This window comes from Paenibacillus sp. 2TAB23 (assembly GCF_052115165.1).
Lineage (GTDB): Bacteria > Bacillota > Bacilli > Paenibacillales > Paenibacillaceae > Pristimantibacillus.
On sequence record NZ_JBFRGD010000004.1, the window covers coordinates 50,069 to 69,492 of the forward strand.

A 19,424-nucleotide genomic window follows, 5' to 3' on the forward strand; every position below is an offset into this window, starting at 1 on the left:
TATACTAATACTGTAATGCATCTACTGCAGTTGGAGGGGATTTACATGAGCCGCATACGCGTTATGCTTGTAGAAGATGATCCGTTCTGGCAGCAGAACTTGAGCTCGGATTTGGCGGAAGAACAGGATATTGAGGTCGTTGCCGTAGTTTCCACGAGGGAGTCCGCTGTAGAAACGGCACTTCGGGAATCTATTGATATTATTCTGATGGATATTAATTTAACTGGCAATAATCTAGATGGCTTAGATGCCATGAAGGAAATTTTATCACGTATCGACGCGGATACAGTAAAGGTCATCATGCTGACGTCCTTAACCGAACGTGAAATTATTATGAAATCATTTCAGATAGGCGCTCTTAATTACATTACGAAGCAAAGTTACAAGGATATTGTTAGGGCGATCAGAGAAGCCCACCAAGACCGTTCGACGATTCATGCGGACGCAGCACGGATCATGCGAAGTGAAATTCAACTCATGGAGTTATCGCCAATGGAACGTGAAGTTTTTGATTTGCGCAAGGAAGGCCTAAGTAAACAGCAAATATCGGATAAGCTGCATAAATCAACCAACACGATCAAATCACAGCTAAAAAGCATCAAAAACAAACTAACTCATTTCCGCGGTGATTAGGTTTCGGGTTTTTGCGTTGATGCAAGTACGTTGGCGACTTTAGGGCTAGCAGGTTCGATGGAAGTATAGCGATTCATGGGGAATTGAAGCAGGAAAGTCGTGCCCTCCCCGATTTCCGTATCGGCGATCGATAATAGACCGCCATGCTTTCGCATAACCGCAGCGCAATAAGATAAACCAAGTCCATGATTGCTGGTGTTTTTTTTGGTCGTGTAGAAAGGCTCGAAAATTTTGGAGTGCTGCTCCTTCGGTATTCCGCATCCGTTATCCTTAACCTCGATGATGAAGTTTCGTTTGGTTTTGATTGACCGAAGTATAATCGTACCTCCCTCGTTTTCCATCGCATCCACTGCATTCTGCAGCAAATTGGACAATACCTCCTTGATATGAACGGAATCTCCATTCAAAATGCCACTATTTATTTCGGAAAATTCAATGGTAACCGCACGCCTATCGAACAACGGCTGCATCGGCATGATAACAGATGCGAAGAGCTGCTGAAGCTGAATAGGTGTTTCATTTATGATAATATCATCTGCCTTATCCTTGATTTGATTGACCATGCTCAGCAGATGGGCGGTTACTGCATGAATTTGCTCGATGGATTGGAGTGACTTTTCGGTCTGTCCGTTATGAATAAAGCTTTGCGTTTTTTCCGTTAAATAATCGATTTTTTGAATTTCATTTTTAATGGAATGGTTTAGAATAGATACCCCCATCGTTAAGGCGCGCATGGATGAATCCAGCTTCTCGCGCTCAAATCGTAGTTTCACGCCGAGAAAACCGTATTTGACGGAATAATAGATAATAGCTGCAACGAGACCCAAAATGATGACGGCATTTAGCTGCCACGCTCCGTTACTTTCCAGAGTAAAATGCCATTCCTCCAGCGTTAACTTACGGAAGCCGATAAAATCAGAGACAAAAGCCCATAACGTACCGAACGAAAATAAAAAAGCTACCCTCTTCTTGTTTCTTCTTACGAGATGGTCCTTCTCACGTAGATAAGCAGCATGATAGAAAAGGTAACCTAAAAAAAAATAAGCGCCGCTCCACCAACGAAACGTACGAATGTCGAAGCTGTTCCATGGCTCGCGAATCAGATGTAATGCTAGCAGTATGAATGCCGGCAGAGCTAACACCACGCTTAGTATCCACTTCACTTTCGAAGAGTTCAAAGCCCCCATCCATAAGCCGCCCATACTTGTTGCAAGCGGAAACAAGTAGAAATAGATCGTCATCGCCGCTACGCTGAGATGAAAGACGAAGGTGCTCCAGAAAGGATTTAACCATTCATAAGGAAGTATAAAAGGCATGATCGTTAAATGTATGGAAAAGGCAAAGCTCGCCATACCCCCTGTAATCAGGGTAAAAGAAATCCAAACATTGCGTTTAAAGCTATAACGAAGAAAAACGATACCCATTGTCCATAATGATAAGAACATGAGTATATAGAAGACATTCACGAGTACCCTCCTACCTAGATATTTATATTTACGTATGTATTCGCCCTACAGCAAAAATATCCTTTATTCGATTAATCCCGCATCATAACGATCCCGTTATCGTATTCCTCCAATGTATATGATATCGGTAATTCAAGCATGAATCCACACCACTAAATTCATTTCCATTGAAAATGGATCCTACAAGTAAACTCACACACATGATTCAGTCTATTTACGGCAATTGCTTCGTTTGCTTCAGCAGTACTGAGCGGCGAACCGCCCCCAGTGTTAGCTGGGGGAAATTCTGCTGGCTGTGAGATAGAGCCAGGCGTGCCATTCGTACTTGGTATAAATACATTAAGCCCTGCGTTGAACCGATAGTTTTGCGCATTGTTGTTGTCCCAAGTGCCGCTGCCGTTGTTGAACACCGCTTCGAGCTGGGTTGCTGTTCCGAGAGCAATCGTTATTTTGGCATAGCCGCTAACCTCAGAATCGGTCATAGGCTTGCCGGGTACAGCCGTCCAGGCTCCGCCTGCAGGGCGATAGTGGATATATGGCGTTGCATACCCCTTCTTGTAATAAATCGTGACGCTGTTCCCCGCGGCCGCTGGGTTAGTCGTTTCGGATATGACGTTACTGGCATCCGAGACATTGCCTGCAGCATCATATGCTCTAACTGAAAAGCTATAGGCAGTTGCCGCAATCAGGCCAGTATGTGTATAGCTTGTGGAAGGCGTCGCTGCCACTTTGACTCCGTTACGCCAAAGCTCGTAACCCGTGACGCCAACTGTATCGTTGGATGCCGTCCAGCTTAACGTAACAGCGGAATCCGTTTTACCTGTGACAGCTAAGCTGTTTGGTGCGCTTGGTGCAGTCGTATCTGGATTTTGAGTTGGTCCAGCCGTAATCATGCCTGCTGCGCCACTTACACCCGGTGTATACGTCCAAGTACCTGTGCTGAAAAGGTAGTTTTGTGATTGATTGCTATCCCATGTACCGCTCCCGTTATTAAAGCAGGCCTCCAATTGGGTTGCTGTTCCAATGTTGAGCGTCAGCTTGGCGTAACCGCTGATTTCGGCGTTTGGCATTGCCGTACCGGGCACTGTGCTCCACGTTCCTCCAACTGGCCGGTAATGGATATAGGGAGTTGCAAATCCTTTTTTATAATAAACGGTTACGGTGTTTGTACTTGGTGCAGCATTGGTCGAAACGCTTAAAGCAGCGCTCGCGTCTGAAGTATTTCCTGCAGCGTCAAAAGCTTTAACCGTGAAGCTGTAAACGGTTGATGACGAAAGTCCGGTTTGCGTATATACAGTACCGGAGGTTGTCCCTACTTTTACCCCTTCGCGCCAAATCTCATAACCGGTTACGCCAACGGTATCTGTTGAAGCCGACCATGCTAAAGAAATAGACGAATCGGTTTTTCCTGTTGAAACTAAGTTAGCGGGAATGCTTGGCGCTGTCGTGTCTATTCCCTGCGGGGCTCCTGCTGTGATCATGCCTGCGGTTCCGTTTGTGCTCGGTGTGTAGGTGAACACCCCTTCGTTAAAGAGATAGTTCTGCATATTGTTGCTGTCCCAGGTACCGCTGCCATTATTGAAGACTGCTTCTAATTGGATCGCAGCTCCAATCTCGATCGTGATTTTGGAATAGCCGGATATTTCAGAATTTGGCATTGGCTGGCCAGGTGCCGTCGTCCATGTACCACCTGTCGGTCGATAATGAATATAAGGTGATGCATATCCCTTCTTGTAATAAATCGTCACTTGGTTATCGCCTGGCTGCACGATAGGACCCGCATGATTGATAACATACTGCTTGAAGCCTGCGAGGTTGCCTGTAGGCGAGCCATCTTGATTAACGACATTTGCTAAACGAAGCAGTGTAAAACCGTTGTAGCTCCATTTCATGATCTGTTCTTCAATCTTCTGGAAGCTGCCGGTCGGCAAAGCATTTTCCCCATTCAAGCGTACGCCCTTTACATTCGCAATCGAGGAAACCGTATCGACCAAAGTCGAAGGCTGCGAATATGCTGGTGCCGTACCGCTATCGTACATCTCCAGCGCGGTAAACGTTAGATCCAAATCACTGTCTTTGAATTTTTGGATAATGCCATTGTAGTTATAATAACCAGCCGCATGCTCTGCGCTATGCGGGGCTGATGGGTTGTTCATCTGCCAATGGATGCCTGAGATTTTGGCACCAATCCGAACGCCGAATGTCGAATCGAGCTGTGAATGTGCTGCCGCTCCGATGACGCCTAGATGATTCTCAAGCACGCTTTGGTTCCATGCAAGAAAATCCTTTCCGTAATTGGATTGATAACCGCCCGTAGCATAGAAGGAATCGCCGTCTGACGGCGGGTTGATTTGGCTAACATTCGTTAATTGCAGCCCCCATGCTTGGTTTACCCCTGTTAAGGAGCCGTATTTGGTCGTCATGGCTGTTCGGAAAGCCGCTTTTGCTGTGTCGGTGTACACTTGGAACTTCCCTCGTGAAGGATAGCTCCAGCCTGCGGAATTATAATAGGATGGGTAGCGCAGCTCGCCTGACGGGCCAGCGCTTAAATAGATTTTGGAGATGACGGGCTTATAGCTTGCGAAGTTTTGGGCAAATGAGGCGTATAGTTCAGTGTACTGCGTAGAGATTCCGCTCCAGAACGGCGAAAGTGCTTCATTGTTGACGTAGCCGCTTTCGCTTTTATACTTCATTTCATCGGCTGTCCCTTTGCTCCATAACCAAGAAGGAATCGGTATGTTGCAATCATCTCCGGGATTACCGCCACAGGTATGCGTTGATAGAATAGGCACCCATTTCAATCCCGATTCAATGACTGCATTCGCGTACGTTTTGTAATAGCTCCAATCAAATTGGTTGTCTCCTGCTGCTTCTACGTCACCCCACCAAATATCAGTCGTTAAAGCGTAAACCCCGTTATTCTTCAGCGTAATTAATTGGTTCTTAAAAGCGTTCCAATCGGTTATTTTTGTTAATGGTGCCATTACCGATGCTTGAAAATCATTGGCTACGTTTGCGCTTGCGGCTCCGGTAAAGGAACCGAAGAAGGTGGATAAGAACATCACGGCACTTAATAAAAATAAACGAACCTTCCTCCAAATCGTTTTTCTTGCATTCAATACGATCAGCCTCCCGTTATCTTGTAATTTCGTAATCGCTTACAAGTTCATCTTAAAAGGATTCATGACGATTGAACACGCAATTCCTTGTACTAAAAGGTGGAATATTTTGTCTACTCTGCACAAAATAGAACTTCTGCTCAAGTTGCAAGCAGAGGCTTGGCTAATTCATGCGGATTTCCAGCTCCCTCTGTTTTCGCGTGCTTCATAATTAAAACGAGAATGGAAACAGCTTCGATTAAAAAGGTTCCCCAACAAAAAAAGACTAATCTCCAACAAGGAGATTAGCCTTTGTGCTGCCAGTTAGTCATCAAGCAAGGATTTGACGAACCGAAGCGCGAACAGAATGATATTCACGAGATCCAGATAGATGTTGACGACCATTAATGGAATATCGCGCTCATCGAACCCTTCCTTCGACATCCTGCTGAAGTCATATAGCGTATACCCAATAAAGATCAGCAAGCCAAAGCCCGCATACACCGTCTCCATTACGCCAACAAACGGAACGAAAAATTGGATTAGGCCAAGTACAATTAATCCGATTAACGATGCGAACAGAAACCCGCCAAGGAACCGGAAATCCTCCTTCGAGTAGGTCGCATAAATAGCCAATCCGGCATATACAAGAATGGCTACCCCGACGGTTTCCAGTACGACCGCTGTTCCGATTGTCGCTATGTAATAACTAATTGCGAACTGAAGCGTCGCTCCGGAAACAGCCATAAACGCATACATTAATGAATAGCCGATCGCTTTGGACTTTCTTAAAAACATAATGCCGACTATGAGTGCAAGCTCCAAAATAAACAAAGGAATTCTTGCAACAGGCGGCAGCAGCGTTCCAAGCATCATTCCGCCGATTGATACAAGCAAGGCAAAGAAAAACGTTAACATCAGTTTTTGCATGGGCTTTCCGTATCCACTTGATTGACTATAGCTCATCTTCTCTTTCTCCTCGTATGGATATGATTTTGACCCCATAATACCATGAATAAACGTGATTAAAAAGAGCATTCAAATGAATGTGCCAATAAAAATAAAAAAACCTTCATTCTTATGACTAGAAAAGAAATGAAGGTGGTTGGCATATGGTCCTGCTATATGGTTTATGTGTTTAGAATGAGCTTAAGGCCTTCTATTTTCAACTGATCCATACGGGTAACCCAATCCTTTATCGTCTCGTAAGCATGGTCCGACAGCCCGAACTGTTTCTTTAAATCTTCCGTCAATTTCTTTTCATCATCATTGTAATCGCCGTCGGCGTAGATGAGCAGCAGGATTTCAGCAAAAAAGATATTTTTTAAATGCTCGTCATTCAAGCTGCCGACGATATCTGTCAGCTGCTTGCCAGGTGTAAATTGCACTTCCGAGGACTGAATATCCATTTCATTCATATAAGATTGCAAATAATTTTGTTCCTTCTTATGTACGTATCCGTCAGCATTTGCGACGACATGGGCGAGCTCCAGAAAAGCAATTTTATGTTCTTTGGACTGTATGAAATTCAAAAACAATAGGTCCACTCCCTTTACTATTTAAATTGATCGTTAACGTATTCGACACGATTTGAGCATTTCCTACAAGCTCCTATTTTCTTTTATCGCATGGACTGTTTAACTCGGCTGTCTATCTGTTTAATTTTATATGAAAAGGAGCGTGACCACAAATGAGAAGCAAGTCACAGACGGTACAATTTATAAAATGCCTTTACAGTCGTTTCCGGGAGGATGACGTTCCAGCACTTGGAGCGCAGCTAACGTATTACCTGATTCTATCGTTTTTCCCATTCTTAATTTTCATGGTCAGCTTGCTTGGTTTTATCGAGCTGTCCGGTGATAGTGTAATCGCAGAATTTATTAGGGTGCTTCCTACGGAAGCAAGCGATACGCTCAGCGGAATTCTCTCTGAGGTTGTTGACAACGGCAGCGGTACTCTTCTCTCCTTCGGAATGATCGCTACCATATGGTCTGCTTCCAACGGCATCAACGCTATTATGAAGGGACTCAACAAAGCATATGACGTGGAGGAGCAGCGTCCATTCTGGAAGGTGCGCGGAATTTCCGTGCTTGCTACTGTCTTTCTCGTGGTGGTTATTATATTGGTTATGGTTATGCTCATATTCGGTCAAGCAATCGGTCAGTATTTATTTGAATGGCTCAGTTATCCGAGCGGCTTCCAATCGATATGGGGCATTATCAAATATCTCATTCCGATTGCAGCAATGGCATGTGCCTTCACGCTGTTGTATTGGATTGTGCCGAGTCGAAGGTTAAGCCTTAAAGAGGTGGTTCCGGGTGCTTTGTTCGCAACCTTCGGTTGGATTATCACTTCGGTCGCTTTCCAATTTTACATCAACAATTTCTCTAACTATTCTAAAACATACGGAAGCCTTGGAGGAATGATCATTCTATTAATTTGGCTCTACATGAGCTCGATTCTCATTATGCTAGGCGGTGAGATCAATGCTACGCTCGCATCTGCGAGGAATAATCCGCCGCAATCTAAAACAGCCAGACATAGCTTTCGGCTGCCTGTCGATAAAAGCAAAAACATGAACCTGACTTGATTAATCTCCATGTTTGATGGGATTGCGTTCAAAATTCGCATTACAGTTACTCTTGAACGCATATGGGCATATGCTGATGTATCTGAATGCGAGGAGAAATGAAACGTGTATCCTTATCAGCATGAGTGGGTGACCTGGACATATTCCCATCCCTATACAAATGTTTATCCTGTATGTGCTCGCTATGCCACAAGACCGAGTGAACAGCCGCTCACTTTCGTTCTGATCCACGGAGCCTGGGCAGATACGAGTTTCTGGGATGGTATCGCCGCTGAGCTTCGTAAAATGGGGCATACCGTCTATGTGCCGGAATATCCGGGTCATGGAGCCGATACGAATAAAAATGTGACACATGCCATGCTTACCCAATCGATCGTAGATGACATCGTCGCGCGAGACCTGCATGATATCGTGCTCGTTGGCCACAGCTTTGGCGGGACGCTCGTGCAGACGGTCTCACAGCAAATACCAGACCGACTGAAACGGCTTGTTTTCTGGAATGCCTTCGTGCTTAACGACGGTGAAATGGTTGCCGATGAATTCCCGCCAGCTTATCAGGCCTTGTTCAAGCAGCTGAGAGAAAGCACGATTGATGATACGATTATGCTGCCATTTCCAATATTTCGCGATACCTTCGTTAATTTAGCTAGCTTAGGGATGGCCGAATACATCTACAATCAGATCAGCCCGGAACCCGCCAAGCCAAATTACGAAAAGCTGGATCTCAAAAAATTTTACAGCCTCGCCGTTCCGAAGAGCTATATTTATTTGACGGAGGATAACGTATTGCCTCAGTTTAATAGCCAATACGGCTGGCATCCGCATATGTCCAACCGATTAGGTGTATTCCGGTATATAGAAGGAACCGGTGACCATATGACAACGGCAAAAACCAATCCAGCCATGCTTGCCCAAAAAATTTACGAAGCGGGAAGAGATTAATTCCCTTATTAAAAAAGGCTCACGCTGCAGTCATGTTTCATGTCTGCGGTCTGAGCCTTTCTTTGTATTCGATAAGTGGTTTGGTTAAGGAACATATTGTTGAACAATGCGGGTAATTTCACCGTTCTGAACGGTCAAATGATACGGGAAGCTTTTGATATCCAGATCATCCTCCGTGTTCAGCAGCTTGACAAACGTTTCGATTGAAACGGGCTCGTTCCAGACGATATCCGCTTCAGCTGCATTGCCAGTACGGTTGTAGATTTGCATCAGAACTTCAGCATCCTCCGCAATGGGAAGGTCGTGCAGGCTGCTCTCGTCATTAATAATGTAGTAGCCGTCCGGTGGCCCATCCAGCTCGGAGTCCCCTTCTCGTTCAAGAAACGGCGCAATGGCTTCTTGACCCTCGAACCATTCGATCCCGTCAATGGACAACATATAGTGGCCATCCCGTGTTTGCACCTGCTCGATATATCCGCTTTCCATATCCGACGATTGCTCCAGCGGTGTATATTCACGGCCTCCCGTCGGCGCAAAGCTAAAGGCCGTGAGACAAGCTATCGCGACAACTGCGATCATTCCAAATTTTTTCATAGCGCTGACGCTCCTTTTAGGTATGGTTTATATTCATATTCAGCTTACTTATACAATATAACGAAAGCGGGGCTCAATAAGTTACAGAAAGGATACAAATGAATTGCAAAAAAAGAAAAACCTGCGGCTGTCGCAGGCTGTTGATTAAATGAAGAACATATCCATAAACTGCGGGACCGAGGTTTCCTCAAGCCTAGCTTGATTCTGGCACAGCTCCATAATCAGTTGAGTCTGTTTGACAGGGAAACGGCTTCTTAAGTTAGCTTCGAATTTGTGCCAAAGCAATGGGATGCCTTCGCTCCTTCTTCTTCTATGGCCGACAGGATAGGCGATTTCTATACGGTCTGATGAGGTGCCGTCAAGGTAAAACAGCTGTACGGCATTGGCAATTGATCGTTTATTCTCATCCAAATAATCAGCTGAAAATGACGGATCCTCTTTTGTTATCATTTTTTGGCGAAGCTGATCAATTCGTGGATCTGAAGCTGCAAGGTCTTCATAATGGTCCGCGGTCAACTCTCCATAAAGCAGACCGATTGCAACCATGTATTGCAAGCAATGATCACGATCAGCTGGATTGTGGAGCGGTCCTTGCTTATCGATGATCCGCAACGCGGATTCATGCGTCGTGAGCATAATGCGATCCAGATCATGTAACCGAAGAATGGCTTCCGGATGCAGAGCGATTGCCGCTTCAACGGCTGTTTGCCCATGGAATTCGGCAGGAAATGATAGTTTGAACAAAATATTTTCCATCACATAGCTATCGAATTTACGTGCCAGCTGTAGCTTCTTTCCTTTGAACAGCACGTCGCTGAACCCCCACTCAGGCGTGGACAACACCGAAGGATAGCCCATCTCACCGTTAAGAGCCAATAATGAAAGCCTGACGCCACGGCTCGTTGCATCACCGGCAGCCCAAGATTTGCGCGTTCCGGTATTGGGCGAATGCCGATATGTTCGAAGAGAATGCCCATCAAGCCACGCATGCGAGACGGCATTGATAATTTCGGATTGCATCCCGCCGAGCATCGCAGTGACGACGGCGGTTGAGGCAATCTTTACGAGAATAACATGGTCTAAGCCAACGCGGTTGAAACTATGGTTGAGCGCAAGCACGCCTTGAATTTCGTGTGCTTTGATCATCGCCGTTAATACATCATGCATCGTTAGCGGCAATTTGCCTTCCGATAGGTTTCTTCTGCTTACGTAGTCCGCAGCGGCTAGAATACCTCCAAGATTATCCGAAGGATGCCCCCATTCCGCGGCAAGCCAGGTATCATTGTAATCCAGCCAGCGGTTGAGGCATCCGATATTAAAAGCCGCGGTTATCGGATCGAGCATATACGAGGTGCCCGGAACACGGGCGCCGTGCGGGACGATTGTTCCGGGAACGACAGGTCCGAGCAGCTTTGTACATTCCGGATACCGCAGGGCAAGCAAGCCGCAGCCTAGCGTATCCATGAGGCAGTAGCGAGCCGTCTCGTAAGCTTCATCACTTTCAATCTTGTACGCTGATGCATAGGAAGCAATATCGACTAACAGCTGATCCGGATCAGGCTTAGCGTTGAAGACCGGCGATGACATCGGTGCATCAGTCCTCCCTTTCTTCACGATCGATGATCAATTGGCAGCCATTGTGCTGACTCAGGACCTATATATTCGGCATTTGGGCGAATAATGCGGTTATGGCTGCGTTGTTCAATAAGATGAGCCATCCAGCCGCTTATACGGGAAATGACAAATATAGGCGTAAACAAAGAGGTTGGAATGCCCATTAACCGATAAGCGGATGCACTGTAGAAGTCCAGATTGGGGAAAAGCTGCTTCTCCTTTTGCATAATTTGCTCGATTCGCTCAGATACATCATATAGAATCCAGTCCTGTGCATCATCGGATAGCTTTTTGGACCAGCGCTTAATAATGTCCGACCTGGGATCACGGACGGAATAGACACGATGGCCGAAGCCCATTATTAATTTCTTTTCTTGCAGCATATGCCTAACGGCGGCTTCTGCTTTGGCTGGATTCGGGAAAGCTTCAATAAGCGCCATGGCAGCCTCATTGGCGCCTCCATGCAGATTGCCTCTTAAGGTGCCGATACCGGTAGTAACCGAAGAATAAGCGTCAGACAAAGTCGAAGCCGTCACTCTTGCGGCAAAGGTTGAGGCATTGAACTCATGTTCAGCATAAAGCGTCAGCGATACGTCAAGTGCCTTTTCGTGCAGCTTACTTGGAGGATGACCATGCAGCAGCTGCAGGAAATGTTCGGCGATGCTGTCACTGTCCGACTCAGTATCGACACGGATGCCCTGGGCGTGGAAATGATGCCAGTATAAGAGCATGGAAGCGGAGCAGGCAATCAGCCGATCGGTCACGGCATGGTGATCGTTTGCCGTATCTTCAGGTTCATAGGTGCCAAGCGCAGAGACACCCGTACGCAGCACATCCATGGGATGCGCGGCAGCGGGCAGCTGCTCCAGAATGTGAAGCAATCCTGTTGGAAGCTTGCGCAGCTTTCGGAGTTTAATCTTGTATGCCTGCAATTCCGGTAGAGTCGGAAGCTTGCCGTAGTTAAGCAAATATGCCGTTTCTTCAAACACGGCGTTCGCAGCGAGATCTTCGATCGAATATCCCCGATAAGTAAGCCCAACTCCTGCTTTTCCAACCGTCGAAATGGAGGTTTGCCCGGCAACCACATCGGCGAGCCCGCCGCTTTTTTTAACCGTCATCGCTGCTTCCCCCCTTATTGAAGCCGTACAGCTGATCCAGCTTTTTTTCAAAGTCGTAGTAGTTGAGGTAATCGTAAAGGTCGGCTCTTGTCTGCATGCGGTCCATTACGTTCCTTTGGGTCCCTTCGCTTCTTATTGCCTGATATACATGTAGTGCCGCTGCATTCATTGCTCGAAATGCGGACAACGGATAAAGCGCCAAGCCAACCCCGGCATTGCCAAGCTCCTCTACCGAGAATAATGGTGTCTGGCCGAACTCTGTCATGTTGGCAAGGATGGGAACTTGAACCGCATTAGCAAAAGTTCGGTAATCATCAAGCGAAGTGACCGCCTCTGGGAAGATCATGTCCGCTCCGGCCTCCACGCAAGCGCAGGCGCGTTCAATCGCAGCTTCCAACCCTTCAACGGCAATTGCATCGGTTCTCGCCATAATGACGAATGACGGGTCCATTCTGGCATCCGCGGCGGCTTTGATGCGGTCGACCATTTCCTCCTGCTTTACGATCGTTTTGCCTGGACGGTGACCGCATCGTTTGTCTGATATTTGATCTTCAATATGAATGCCAGCTGCGCCGGCTCGATTCATTTCCTTCATCATTCGTGCGATTTGGAAAGCTCCGCCAAAGCCCGTATCGACATCAACGAGCAAAGGAAGCTCCGTTACGCTTGTTATGCGCCTCGTTTCCTCCAAGCAATCCGACAGTGTAGTCATACCAAGGTCCGGAAGCCCGAATGAAGCATTGGCTACGCCAGCGCCAGATAAATACAATGATCGGAAGCCCACTCGTTCAGCCATTATCGCGGAATAGGCATGTATAGCACCTGCAACCTGAAGAGGCATTTCAGCCTGAATGGCTTCCCGCAGCCGCTGGCCTGGAGCAGCACACATTTCACCACCGCCTTTCATCGGAGAAACATTATTTCAACAATTGGCCGCTAATGACGATTCTATGGATTTCATTTGTCCCTTCATATATTTGCGTAGCTTTTGCATCACGAAACATTCGTTCAATCCCCGAGCCCCTCAAGCAGCCGTCCATATCCAAGATAGCCATCGCCTCATTTGTAACCCTGACTGCGGTGTCGGCTGCATACATTTTGGCAGCGGAAGCCTCCTTCGTGCAGGGCAGTCCTTGTTGTCGCAAATATGCAGCACGGTATACGAGCATTTTTGCAGCTTCGACTTGAATGGTCAGTTCAGCCCATTTTGCTTTGTTATTGCGAGCCACAGCAGTGGTTCTTCCATACAGCATGAAACTTTGATTCATCCTTTCATTTGTAAGTCGCAGTGCCGCCTCCGCGATGCCGAGCGCCTGTGCCGCAATGCCGATTCTGCCGCCGTCAAGCGCTCCTAGTGCTATCTCAAAACCATTTCCTTCCCTGCCAAGGCGCTGAGCAACCGGAAGCCGCACCTGATCAAACATGATCTCGCATGTATTGGATCCATGAAGCCCCAGCTTTCTCTCTTTCCTTCCGATTGCAAAGCCGGCTGTATTCTGCTCAACTATAAATGCACTGATTCCATAAGAGCCTTTCGCCGTGTCCGTTACTGCAAAGGTCACATACGTTTGGGCGACCCCTGCATTCGTTATAAAAAGCTTGCTGCCATTCAGTGTATAATGATCGCCTGCCAACTCGGCTGAAGTACGGATAGCGGCTGCGTCCGAACCAGCCTGCGGCTCCGTCAAAGCGAATGCGCCCAAGGCTTCCCCAGCGGCTAGGGAAGGCACGAATTTCGCGATTTGTTCATCGTTTCCATACTTTAAAATAGGAATGGTTCCTACTGAGGTATGAACGGATAAGATGACCCCGACTGCCGCACTCACTTTGGATATCTCATGGATAGCTATAATATAGGAAATAAAATCGAGTCCGGCACCATTCCATTTTTTCGGAATAGGAATGCCCATCCATCCTTTTTGCGCCATTTTTGCTAATAGTGAAGACGGGAATTGATCGGTTTCTTCCATCTCATGTACGACCGGTGCGATTTCTTGTTCTGCAAACTGCCTGACAGCTTCTTGCAGGTCTGCTTGTTCCCGCGTAAAACGGAGCTCCATCGCTATGCACCCTCTCCGATGCAGCTATTGTCATGCTATGGATAGCTATAAAAGCCGCGTCCTGTTTTCCGGCCAAGCCAGCCTGCCTTTACGTGTTGGCTAAGCAGCGGGCACGGTCGATATTTAGAGTCGCCAAATCCGTGATGGAGTGTCTCCATAATCGCGAGGCATGTATCCAATCCGATGAAATCGGCTAACGCAATCGGTCCCATCGGATGCTTCATTCCAAGCTTCATGATCTCATCGACCGCTTCTGGAGAGGCTACCCCTTCATAAACCGTATATATGGCTTCATTAATCATGAGCATGAGAATACGGTTGGATACGAAGCCAGGAAAATCTCTGACTTCGACCGGCGTCTTGCCTATTGCGAGCGAGAGCTGCCTAATTTGATCGTAAGTGTCGTCGGAGGTTTCCAATCCGCGAATAAGTTCAACTAGCGGCATCACAGGCACCGGATTCATAAAGTGCATGCCAATGACGAGCGATGGTCTGCCGGTCGCGGATGCCAGCTCTGTAATGGAGAGAGAGGAAGTATTCGTTGCCAATATGGTATGAGGCAAGCAGACACGGCAAAGCTCGGCGAGTATTTCTTTTTTGATATCCATGCGCTCGGGCGCTGCTTCAATGACAAGATCCGCAGCTTGCGCATCGGCAAGCTCTGTAGATACCGTGATTCGGGACAAAAGCTCGCTGCGCTGCTTATCCTCCAGTTTTCCTTTGGCGATAAGCAGGCTTAACGAGTCGCCAATCCTTTTTAGACCAAGCGCTGCGGCGTCCCGATTCAAATCATATAGCAAAACAGCGATGCCGCTTCTCGCTAGCGCCTGCGCGATGCCGCTGCCCATCTGGCCTGCACCCATTACCGCTGCTGTCCGAATGCTCAATCTTTATCTCCTCCCTTCGCTTCATGATCGAACCTCAATGAGTATGGCGTCACCCTGCGCGCCTCCGCTGCAGATGGCTGCTATGCCGAGTCCGCCGCCTCTTCGTCGCAGCTGGTGCATCAAGCTAAGCACAATCCTTGCCCCGCTTGCACCGATGGGATGACCAAGTGCGATGGCTCCGCCTGCAACATTGACTTTGTCGTCATTCCATCCGAGAATATGTCCGCATACGAGCGGAACCGCCGCGAAGGCCTCGTTGACTTCGAACAAATCAATATCCCGCAAGGAGAGGCCTTGCTTGTGCAGCAGCTTCTGTATAGCCAAAGCAGGCGCTGACGCTAAATGGGGAGCCCTCGTTCCGATCGCGGCATGTGCCGCTATGCGTGCTAGCGGTTTGCAGCCCTTCCGTGCAGCTGCTTCCGCAGACATCAAAACTAAAGACGCTGCTCCGTCATTCACGCCTGGTGCATTGCCAGCAGTGATCGTTCCGTTAGCACCTGCAATCGATTGGAGCATGGCCAGCTTGCGTTCACTCGTGTCACGGCGGGGACATTCATCTTGATCGATCATCACGCTTCCAAGCGTGGCGAATGCTTCGATTTCCTCCGCTAAAAATCCAGCGTCCATGGCCGAGCATGCCCGGGCGTGGCTTCTTAGTGCCCATTCGTCCTGCTCGGTTCTGCTTATTCCATATTCCGCAGCTGCCTGATTGCCATGAACCGCCATTAGGACATCATGAAACGGGCAGAGCAATCCGTCGTGAATTAATAAATCCGTCAACGCCGCATGCCCAAGCTTACTCCCCCATCTTGCCGTGCGCGCAGCAAGCGGGGTCTGGCTCATGCTCTCCATTCCTCCGGCAATCAGCACCTCCGAATCGCCTGCACGTATCAGCTGCTCGGCAAGCGTAATTGCCCGCATGCCTGAAGCACACACCTTATTTATGGTGTCCGCTTGGATACTCCAATCCAGTCCCGCTCGAATCGCGGCTTGGCGCGCTGGATTTTGCCCATTCCCGGCTTGAAGCACCATTCCCATTAAGATGCCGTCAACCTCAGACGATTCCATTCCACATTGCTGCATGGAACCGCGGATAGCTGACGCGCCAAGCTGGACACCGTCCACATCCTTGAATGTACCGCCTAGTTTTCCGAAAGGTGTTCGTTTCCCGCCGACGATAACCGCATGGCGCATGCTTAATCACTCCTTAAGCCATTACGATATGTGAGACGCAGTCGGTGTCCATTCCGCCGGTCCCTAGCTTGGTTGCCAAGCATTTCGCATCACGCAAAAATCGTTCCATGCGGTACTCCTGCATGTAGCCGTATCCGCCGAATATTTGAATGGCTTCAATGGCTGTTTCTACCGCACAGTCAGCCGAATATTTCCGTGCTATTGCCGCTTCCCTGTCACAGCTAAGACCTTCGTCTCTCCGCCATGCGGCTTGATAGACAAGCAGCCTGGCAGCTTCAATTCGCGTCCACATATTCGCGAGCTTGAAGGAAGTGCCTTGGTGCTTTCCAATGAGAATGCCGAATTGCTTGCGCTGCTTGGCATAGGCTGCCGCAGCTTCATAAGCGCCTTGCGCCATGCCGACCGCTTGCGCAGCCGCGCTAATATGTGCCAGTTGTGAGAGGGATGTGAGGAATTCAGCCATATCTTCCGTCTTATTAAACAAGCATGCTCCCGCAGCCGAGCAATGCTCAAACCGAACGGAATGAAGCATGAGGGATCGAAGCCCCATTTTTTGAATATTCTCACCAATAAATAGGCCAGGCGAATTTCGTTCAACAATAAAAGCTAGCGATTCGTCCTTGCGTTTCTGCTTGCGCGATTTAGCGAAAACAAGCATGAGATCAGCGACCCCTGCTTGTAAAACCGTGCTATGTCGTCCGTTAAGCTCCCTTCTGTTCCTGCTGCCGCTGTATGCAAGGGTGTAATCGTTCATCGTACCCGTCCGTATCACGCTGGGCAAAGCGCAGCCGCCGAGCAGCTGTCCGCTGGCAAGCCTGCTCAAATAAGTCTCCTTCAATTCTCCATTGCCGAATGCATAGATCGGCCAAGCCGTAAATAACGTATGAGCAGCCAATGCTGCTGCGGCGGATGCGCATACTCGGGATACTTCCTCTATCGCAATGGCAAACGTCAACCATTCTCCACCTGCGCCTCCATATTGCTCACTGATCGGGATAGCTGCCAAGCCAAGACTAGCCATTTGTTCAAATAGCTTGCGATCGAACCGTTCATGCTCATCTCTGTCCGAGGCATGCGGCGCAACCTCGCTCTCTGCAAACTCACGAACAAATGAACGCGTCATGTCCTGCTCCGTGCTTATTGAAAACTGCATCGCCCTCCCCCTTTACGCTTGAACAGAAGCAAGTGGACAAAGTTCGACGGTATCCGCATTTGCTGTAGTATATGTGCACGACTTCAATAAAAATGCCCGTATGTATTCTTTTGTATTTGGCATCCGATTCTAAACAAAAAGAGGCTGCTCCAAGTCATATTGCATGACATTTGGAGCAGCCTTAGGTTTAAGTAGTTCGGTAAACATATGGATCCTTTGGCGCATCAATTGCACGCCATTCATTAACCTTCAGTACGGGAATCGTTTGTTTAAAAGGCTGGTAATATTCCCATGTGAGCTTTCCCGATACGCGGACCCAATCATCATCCTTGATTTCGGTATTTTTCGGAAATTCAACTAACATGCCAAAGACGCCGGAATCCGCCACGCAGTGTATAAAGCCGAAGCGAAAGACGAAATAATGATTGCCGTCCACTTGCTGCCCTTTATAAGCGAACCCGTCGAAGCTAATCGTTTTCCCCATGAAAGCTTCAGGCGTATTATAGATGACCTCCATGCCCTTTAAATAGTCTTCATCCGTCAAGTTGATGCTAGGGCGATTGACGAACTCAGCCAATTGTTTGTTTTTTACGTTGTCATAGTCGTCCTTGCGGTAAAAAACGCTGGAATCTGGTTTTAAAAACTGATGAGCGCCTGGATTATTCGCAATGTTTTCTTCAAAAGAAGGAAACGAGAACCCTTTCGCCTTCACAAAGCTGGAGTCCAGCGCGTAAGCCGGAAGAAACAGGCCCGTCAGAATGGGTACAAACAGAATGAAATAGCTGACAAACCGTTTCAATCTCGTATTGTTGCCGTGCGCGTGATCATGTCCATGCGCGTGATCATGTCCATGCGCGTGATCATGTCCATGCGCGTGATCATGTCCATGATGGGCATGCGAATGTTCATGCTGCTCATGATCATGGCTGGTGCATTCAGGACTTTGAACCGCTTCAGCCAGCTTCTTTTCTGCTGCGATCTGCTCACGGGATATGCGTACAAATTCAAAAATACTGAGCAGTCCCATGATGACAACAGCGCTTATCGACAAATAAGCATATTTCATATTAATAAATTTATTAATGTCTCCGGTATAGTGAAGCATAAAAAACATGAAAGAAAATCCGAATAAAATGATGAAGCGAATCATCCGAATAACCTCCAGACCAGCAGTGAGCCTAATAATGTAAATACCGTAACGAGCGCAATTAGCGTAAAGACAAACTTGCTGCGGTAGGTTCCGAGCAGCATGAGCGTGTTTTTAATATCAATCATCGGCCCGAACACGAGAAAGGCGGATAAAGAGCCAACCGTGAACGTGCTTCTGAACGATGCGGCAATGAATGCGTCCGCTTCCGAGCAGAGCGAGATAAGAAACGCTAGTGCGATCATGACAAGAGAAGACGTTACCGGATTGCTTCCAAGATGAAGCAGATACGAAGTCGGAACGAATGTCTGCATGCAAGCCGCGATAAAAGCTCCCAAAACTAAATATTTGCCGACCGAGAAAAATTCATCAACGGCATGTACAATCACTTCGTACAGTCGTTTGCGCACCGGAATGCGTACCGAGGCGATACTGCTGGCATGCTCGTGTGCAGCCGCAGCTTGACCGTCCTGTATGCGGAACGGAAGATCCTTAAACAGAAAGGAAACGATGATCGACACCGAAAAAGCAACAGCGATAGCTAATCCCGCACGTATGCCGACCATTTCCCAATCGTTCCCGAACGCGATATACGTGGAGAACAAGACAATCGGATTGATGATCGGACCCGTCAGCATAAAGGCGATGCCGGCATGCAGTGGCATGCCCTTGTTGATCAAGCGTTTAGTGATCGGTACGATTCCGCATTCGCAGGATGGGAAAAAAATCCCGATCCCGCAGCCGAATATCGTCGCGAGAAATCGGTTTTTGGGCATGATCCTAGCAATCCATTGATCCTTCACGAAAGTCTGAATCAATCCGGAAATGAGCACGCCAACGAGCACAAACGGGATCGCTTCCATCACCATGCTGATAAAGATGGTATTCAATTGGTATAAGGTAGTCCAAGTCAACCCTGCTCATCTCC

17 protein-coding genes are annotated in these 19,424 nt (G+C 47.8%); 3 read left to right on the forward strand and 14 right to left on the reverse strand.

The features are described from left to right. The first annotated feature begins 45 nt into the window (after window positions 1–45). Window positions 46–633: a response regulator gene (locus AB4Z29_RS07590; protein WP_441942463.1), complete on the forward strand. Its 588-nt coding sequence runs from the start codon at window positions 46–48 to the stop codon at window positions 631–633. Here the strand turns inward: AB4Z29_RS07590 and AB4Z29_RS07595 are convergent. The 4 genes from AB4Z29_RS07595 to AB4Z29_RS07610 all read right to left on the reverse strand — a co-directional run bounded on the left by AB4Z29_RS07595 (window position 630) and on the right by AB4Z29_RS07610 (window position 6,735). Further along, the gene (locus AB4Z29_RS07595) at window positions 630–2,099 is read right to left on the reverse strand and encodes a sensor histidine kinase (protein WP_441942464.1); all 1,470 of its coding nucleotides are present in this window, start codon (window positions 2,097–2,099) and stop codon (window positions 630–632) included. The two genes, AB4Z29_RS07590 and AB4Z29_RS07595, sit on opposite strands and share 4 nt — an antisense overlap. Window positions 2,100–2,257: 158 nt before the next feature. After that, window positions 2,258–5,218 (reverse strand): family 14 glycosylhydrolase, encoded by a 2,961-nt coding sequence (locus AB4Z29_RS07600; RefSeq protein ID WP_441942465.1) that lies wholly within the window; start codon window positions 5,216–5,218, stop codon window positions 2,258–2,260. Window positions 5,219–5,521: 303 nt separating this feature from the next. Further along, window positions 5,522–6,163 carry a Bax inhibitor-1/YccA family protein gene (locus tag AB4Z29_RS07605; protein ID WP_441942466.1) on the reverse strand — a complete coding sequence of 214 codons (642 nt, stop codon included), beginning with the start codon at window positions 6,161–6,163 and terminating at the stop codon, window positions 5,522–5,524. A gap of 164 nt (window positions 6,164–6,327) precedes the next feature. Beyond that, entirely contained in the window at window positions 6,328–6,735 is a 408-nt protein-coding gene (locus AB4Z29_RS07610) for a TerB family tellurite resistance protein (protein ID WP_441942467.1), read from the reverse strand. 152 nt (window positions 6,736–6,887) lie between these two features. Here AB4Z29_RS07610 and AB4Z29_RS07615 point away from each other — a divergent pair, with 152 nt between their 5' ends. Together AB4Z29_RS07615 and AB4Z29_RS07620 are read left to right on the forward strand one after the other, a co-directional pair. Next, the gene (locus tag AB4Z29_RS07615) at window positions 6,888–7,787 is read left to right on the forward strand and encodes a YihY/virulence factor BrkB family protein (protein ID WP_441942468.1); all 900 of its coding nucleotides are present in this window, start codon (window positions 6,888–6,890) and stop codon (window positions 7,785–7,787) included. A gap of 105 nt (window positions 7,788–7,892) precedes the next feature. Next, the gene (locus tag AB4Z29_RS07620; RefSeq protein WP_441942469.1) at window positions 7,893–8,729 is read left to right on the forward strand and encodes an alpha/beta fold hydrolase; all 837 of its coding nucleotides are present in this window, start codon (window positions 7,893–7,895) and stop codon (window positions 8,727–8,729) included. Window positions 8,730–8,813: 84 nt separating this feature from the next. On the opposite strand, the gene AB4Z29_RS07625 is transcribed toward AB4Z29_RS07620, so the two are convergent. From AB4Z29_RS07625 to AB4Z29_RS07670, 10 genes are all read right to left on the reverse strand, one after another. Continuing rightward, window positions 8,814–9,323: a hypothetical protein gene (locus AB4Z29_RS07625; RefSeq protein WP_441942470.1), complete on the reverse strand. Its 510-nt coding sequence runs from the start codon at window positions 9,321–9,323 to the stop codon at window positions 8,814–8,816. 144 nt (window positions 9,324–9,467) lie between these two features. Beyond that, window positions 9,468–10,910, reverse strand: a complete 1,443-nt coding sequence (locus tag AB4Z29_RS07630) for a bifunctional 2-methylcitrate dehydratase/aconitate hydratase (protein WP_441942471.1) — start codon at window positions 10,908–10,910, stop codon at window positions 9,468–9,470. 23 nt (window positions 10,911–10,933) lie between these two features. Beyond that, on the reverse strand, window positions 10,934–12,055 hold the full coding sequence (gene prpC / locus AB4Z29_RS07635) for a bifunctional 2-methylcitrate synthase/citrate synthase (RefSeq protein WP_441942472.1): 1,122 nt from the start codon (window positions 12,053–12,055) through the stop codon (window positions 10,934–10,936). After that, window positions 12,045–12,944 (reverse strand): methylisocitrate lyase, encoded by a 900-nt coding sequence (prpB, locus tag AB4Z29_RS07640; protein WP_441942473.1) that lies wholly within the window; start codon window positions 12,942–12,944, stop codon window positions 12,045–12,047. Before prpB ends, prpC begins: the two co-directional genes overlap by 11 nt. Before the next feature lie 28 nt (window positions 12,945–12,972). Beyond that, window positions 12,973–14,115 (reverse strand): acyl-CoA dehydrogenase family protein, encoded by a 1,143-nt coding sequence (locus AB4Z29_RS07645; RefSeq protein WP_441942475.1) that lies wholly within the window; start codon window positions 14,113–14,115, stop codon window positions 12,973–12,975. A 35-nt stretch (window positions 14,116–14,150) separates the two neighbouring features. Next, complete coding sequence (locus AB4Z29_RS07650; RefSeq protein ID WP_441942476.1) at window positions 14,151–15,002, reverse strand: 3-hydroxybutyryl-CoA dehydrogenase; 852 nt, start codon at window positions 15,000–15,002, stop codon at window positions 14,151–14,153. Window positions 15,003–15,023: 21 nt separating this feature from the next. Then, window positions 15,024–16,196 (reverse strand): acetyl-CoA C-acetyltransferase, encoded by a 1,173-nt coding sequence (locus AB4Z29_RS07655; protein ID WP_441942477.1) that lies wholly within the window; start codon window positions 16,194–16,196, stop codon window positions 15,024–15,026. 13 nt (window positions 16,197–16,209) lie between these two features. Continuing rightward, the gene (locus tag AB4Z29_RS07660; RefSeq protein WP_441942478.1) at window positions 16,210–17,349 is read right to left on the reverse strand and encodes an acyl-CoA dehydrogenase family protein; all 1,140 of its coding nucleotides are present in this window, start codon (window positions 17,347–17,349) and stop codon (window positions 16,210–16,212) included. Between the two features lie 187 nt (window positions 17,350–17,536). Next, a complete protein-coding gene (locus AB4Z29_RS07665) occupies window positions 17,537–18,499 on the reverse strand; it encodes a TIGR03943 family putative permease subunit (RefSeq protein ID WP_441942479.1) in 963 nt (320 codons plus the stop codon). Next, window positions 18,496–19,410 (reverse strand): permease, encoded by a 915-nt coding sequence (locus tag AB4Z29_RS07670; protein WP_441942480.1) that lies wholly within the window; start codon window positions 19,408–19,410, stop codon window positions 18,496–18,498. Before AB4Z29_RS07670 ends, AB4Z29_RS07665 begins: the two co-directional genes overlap by 4 nt. Window positions 19,411–19,424 lie beyond the last annotated feature (14 nt).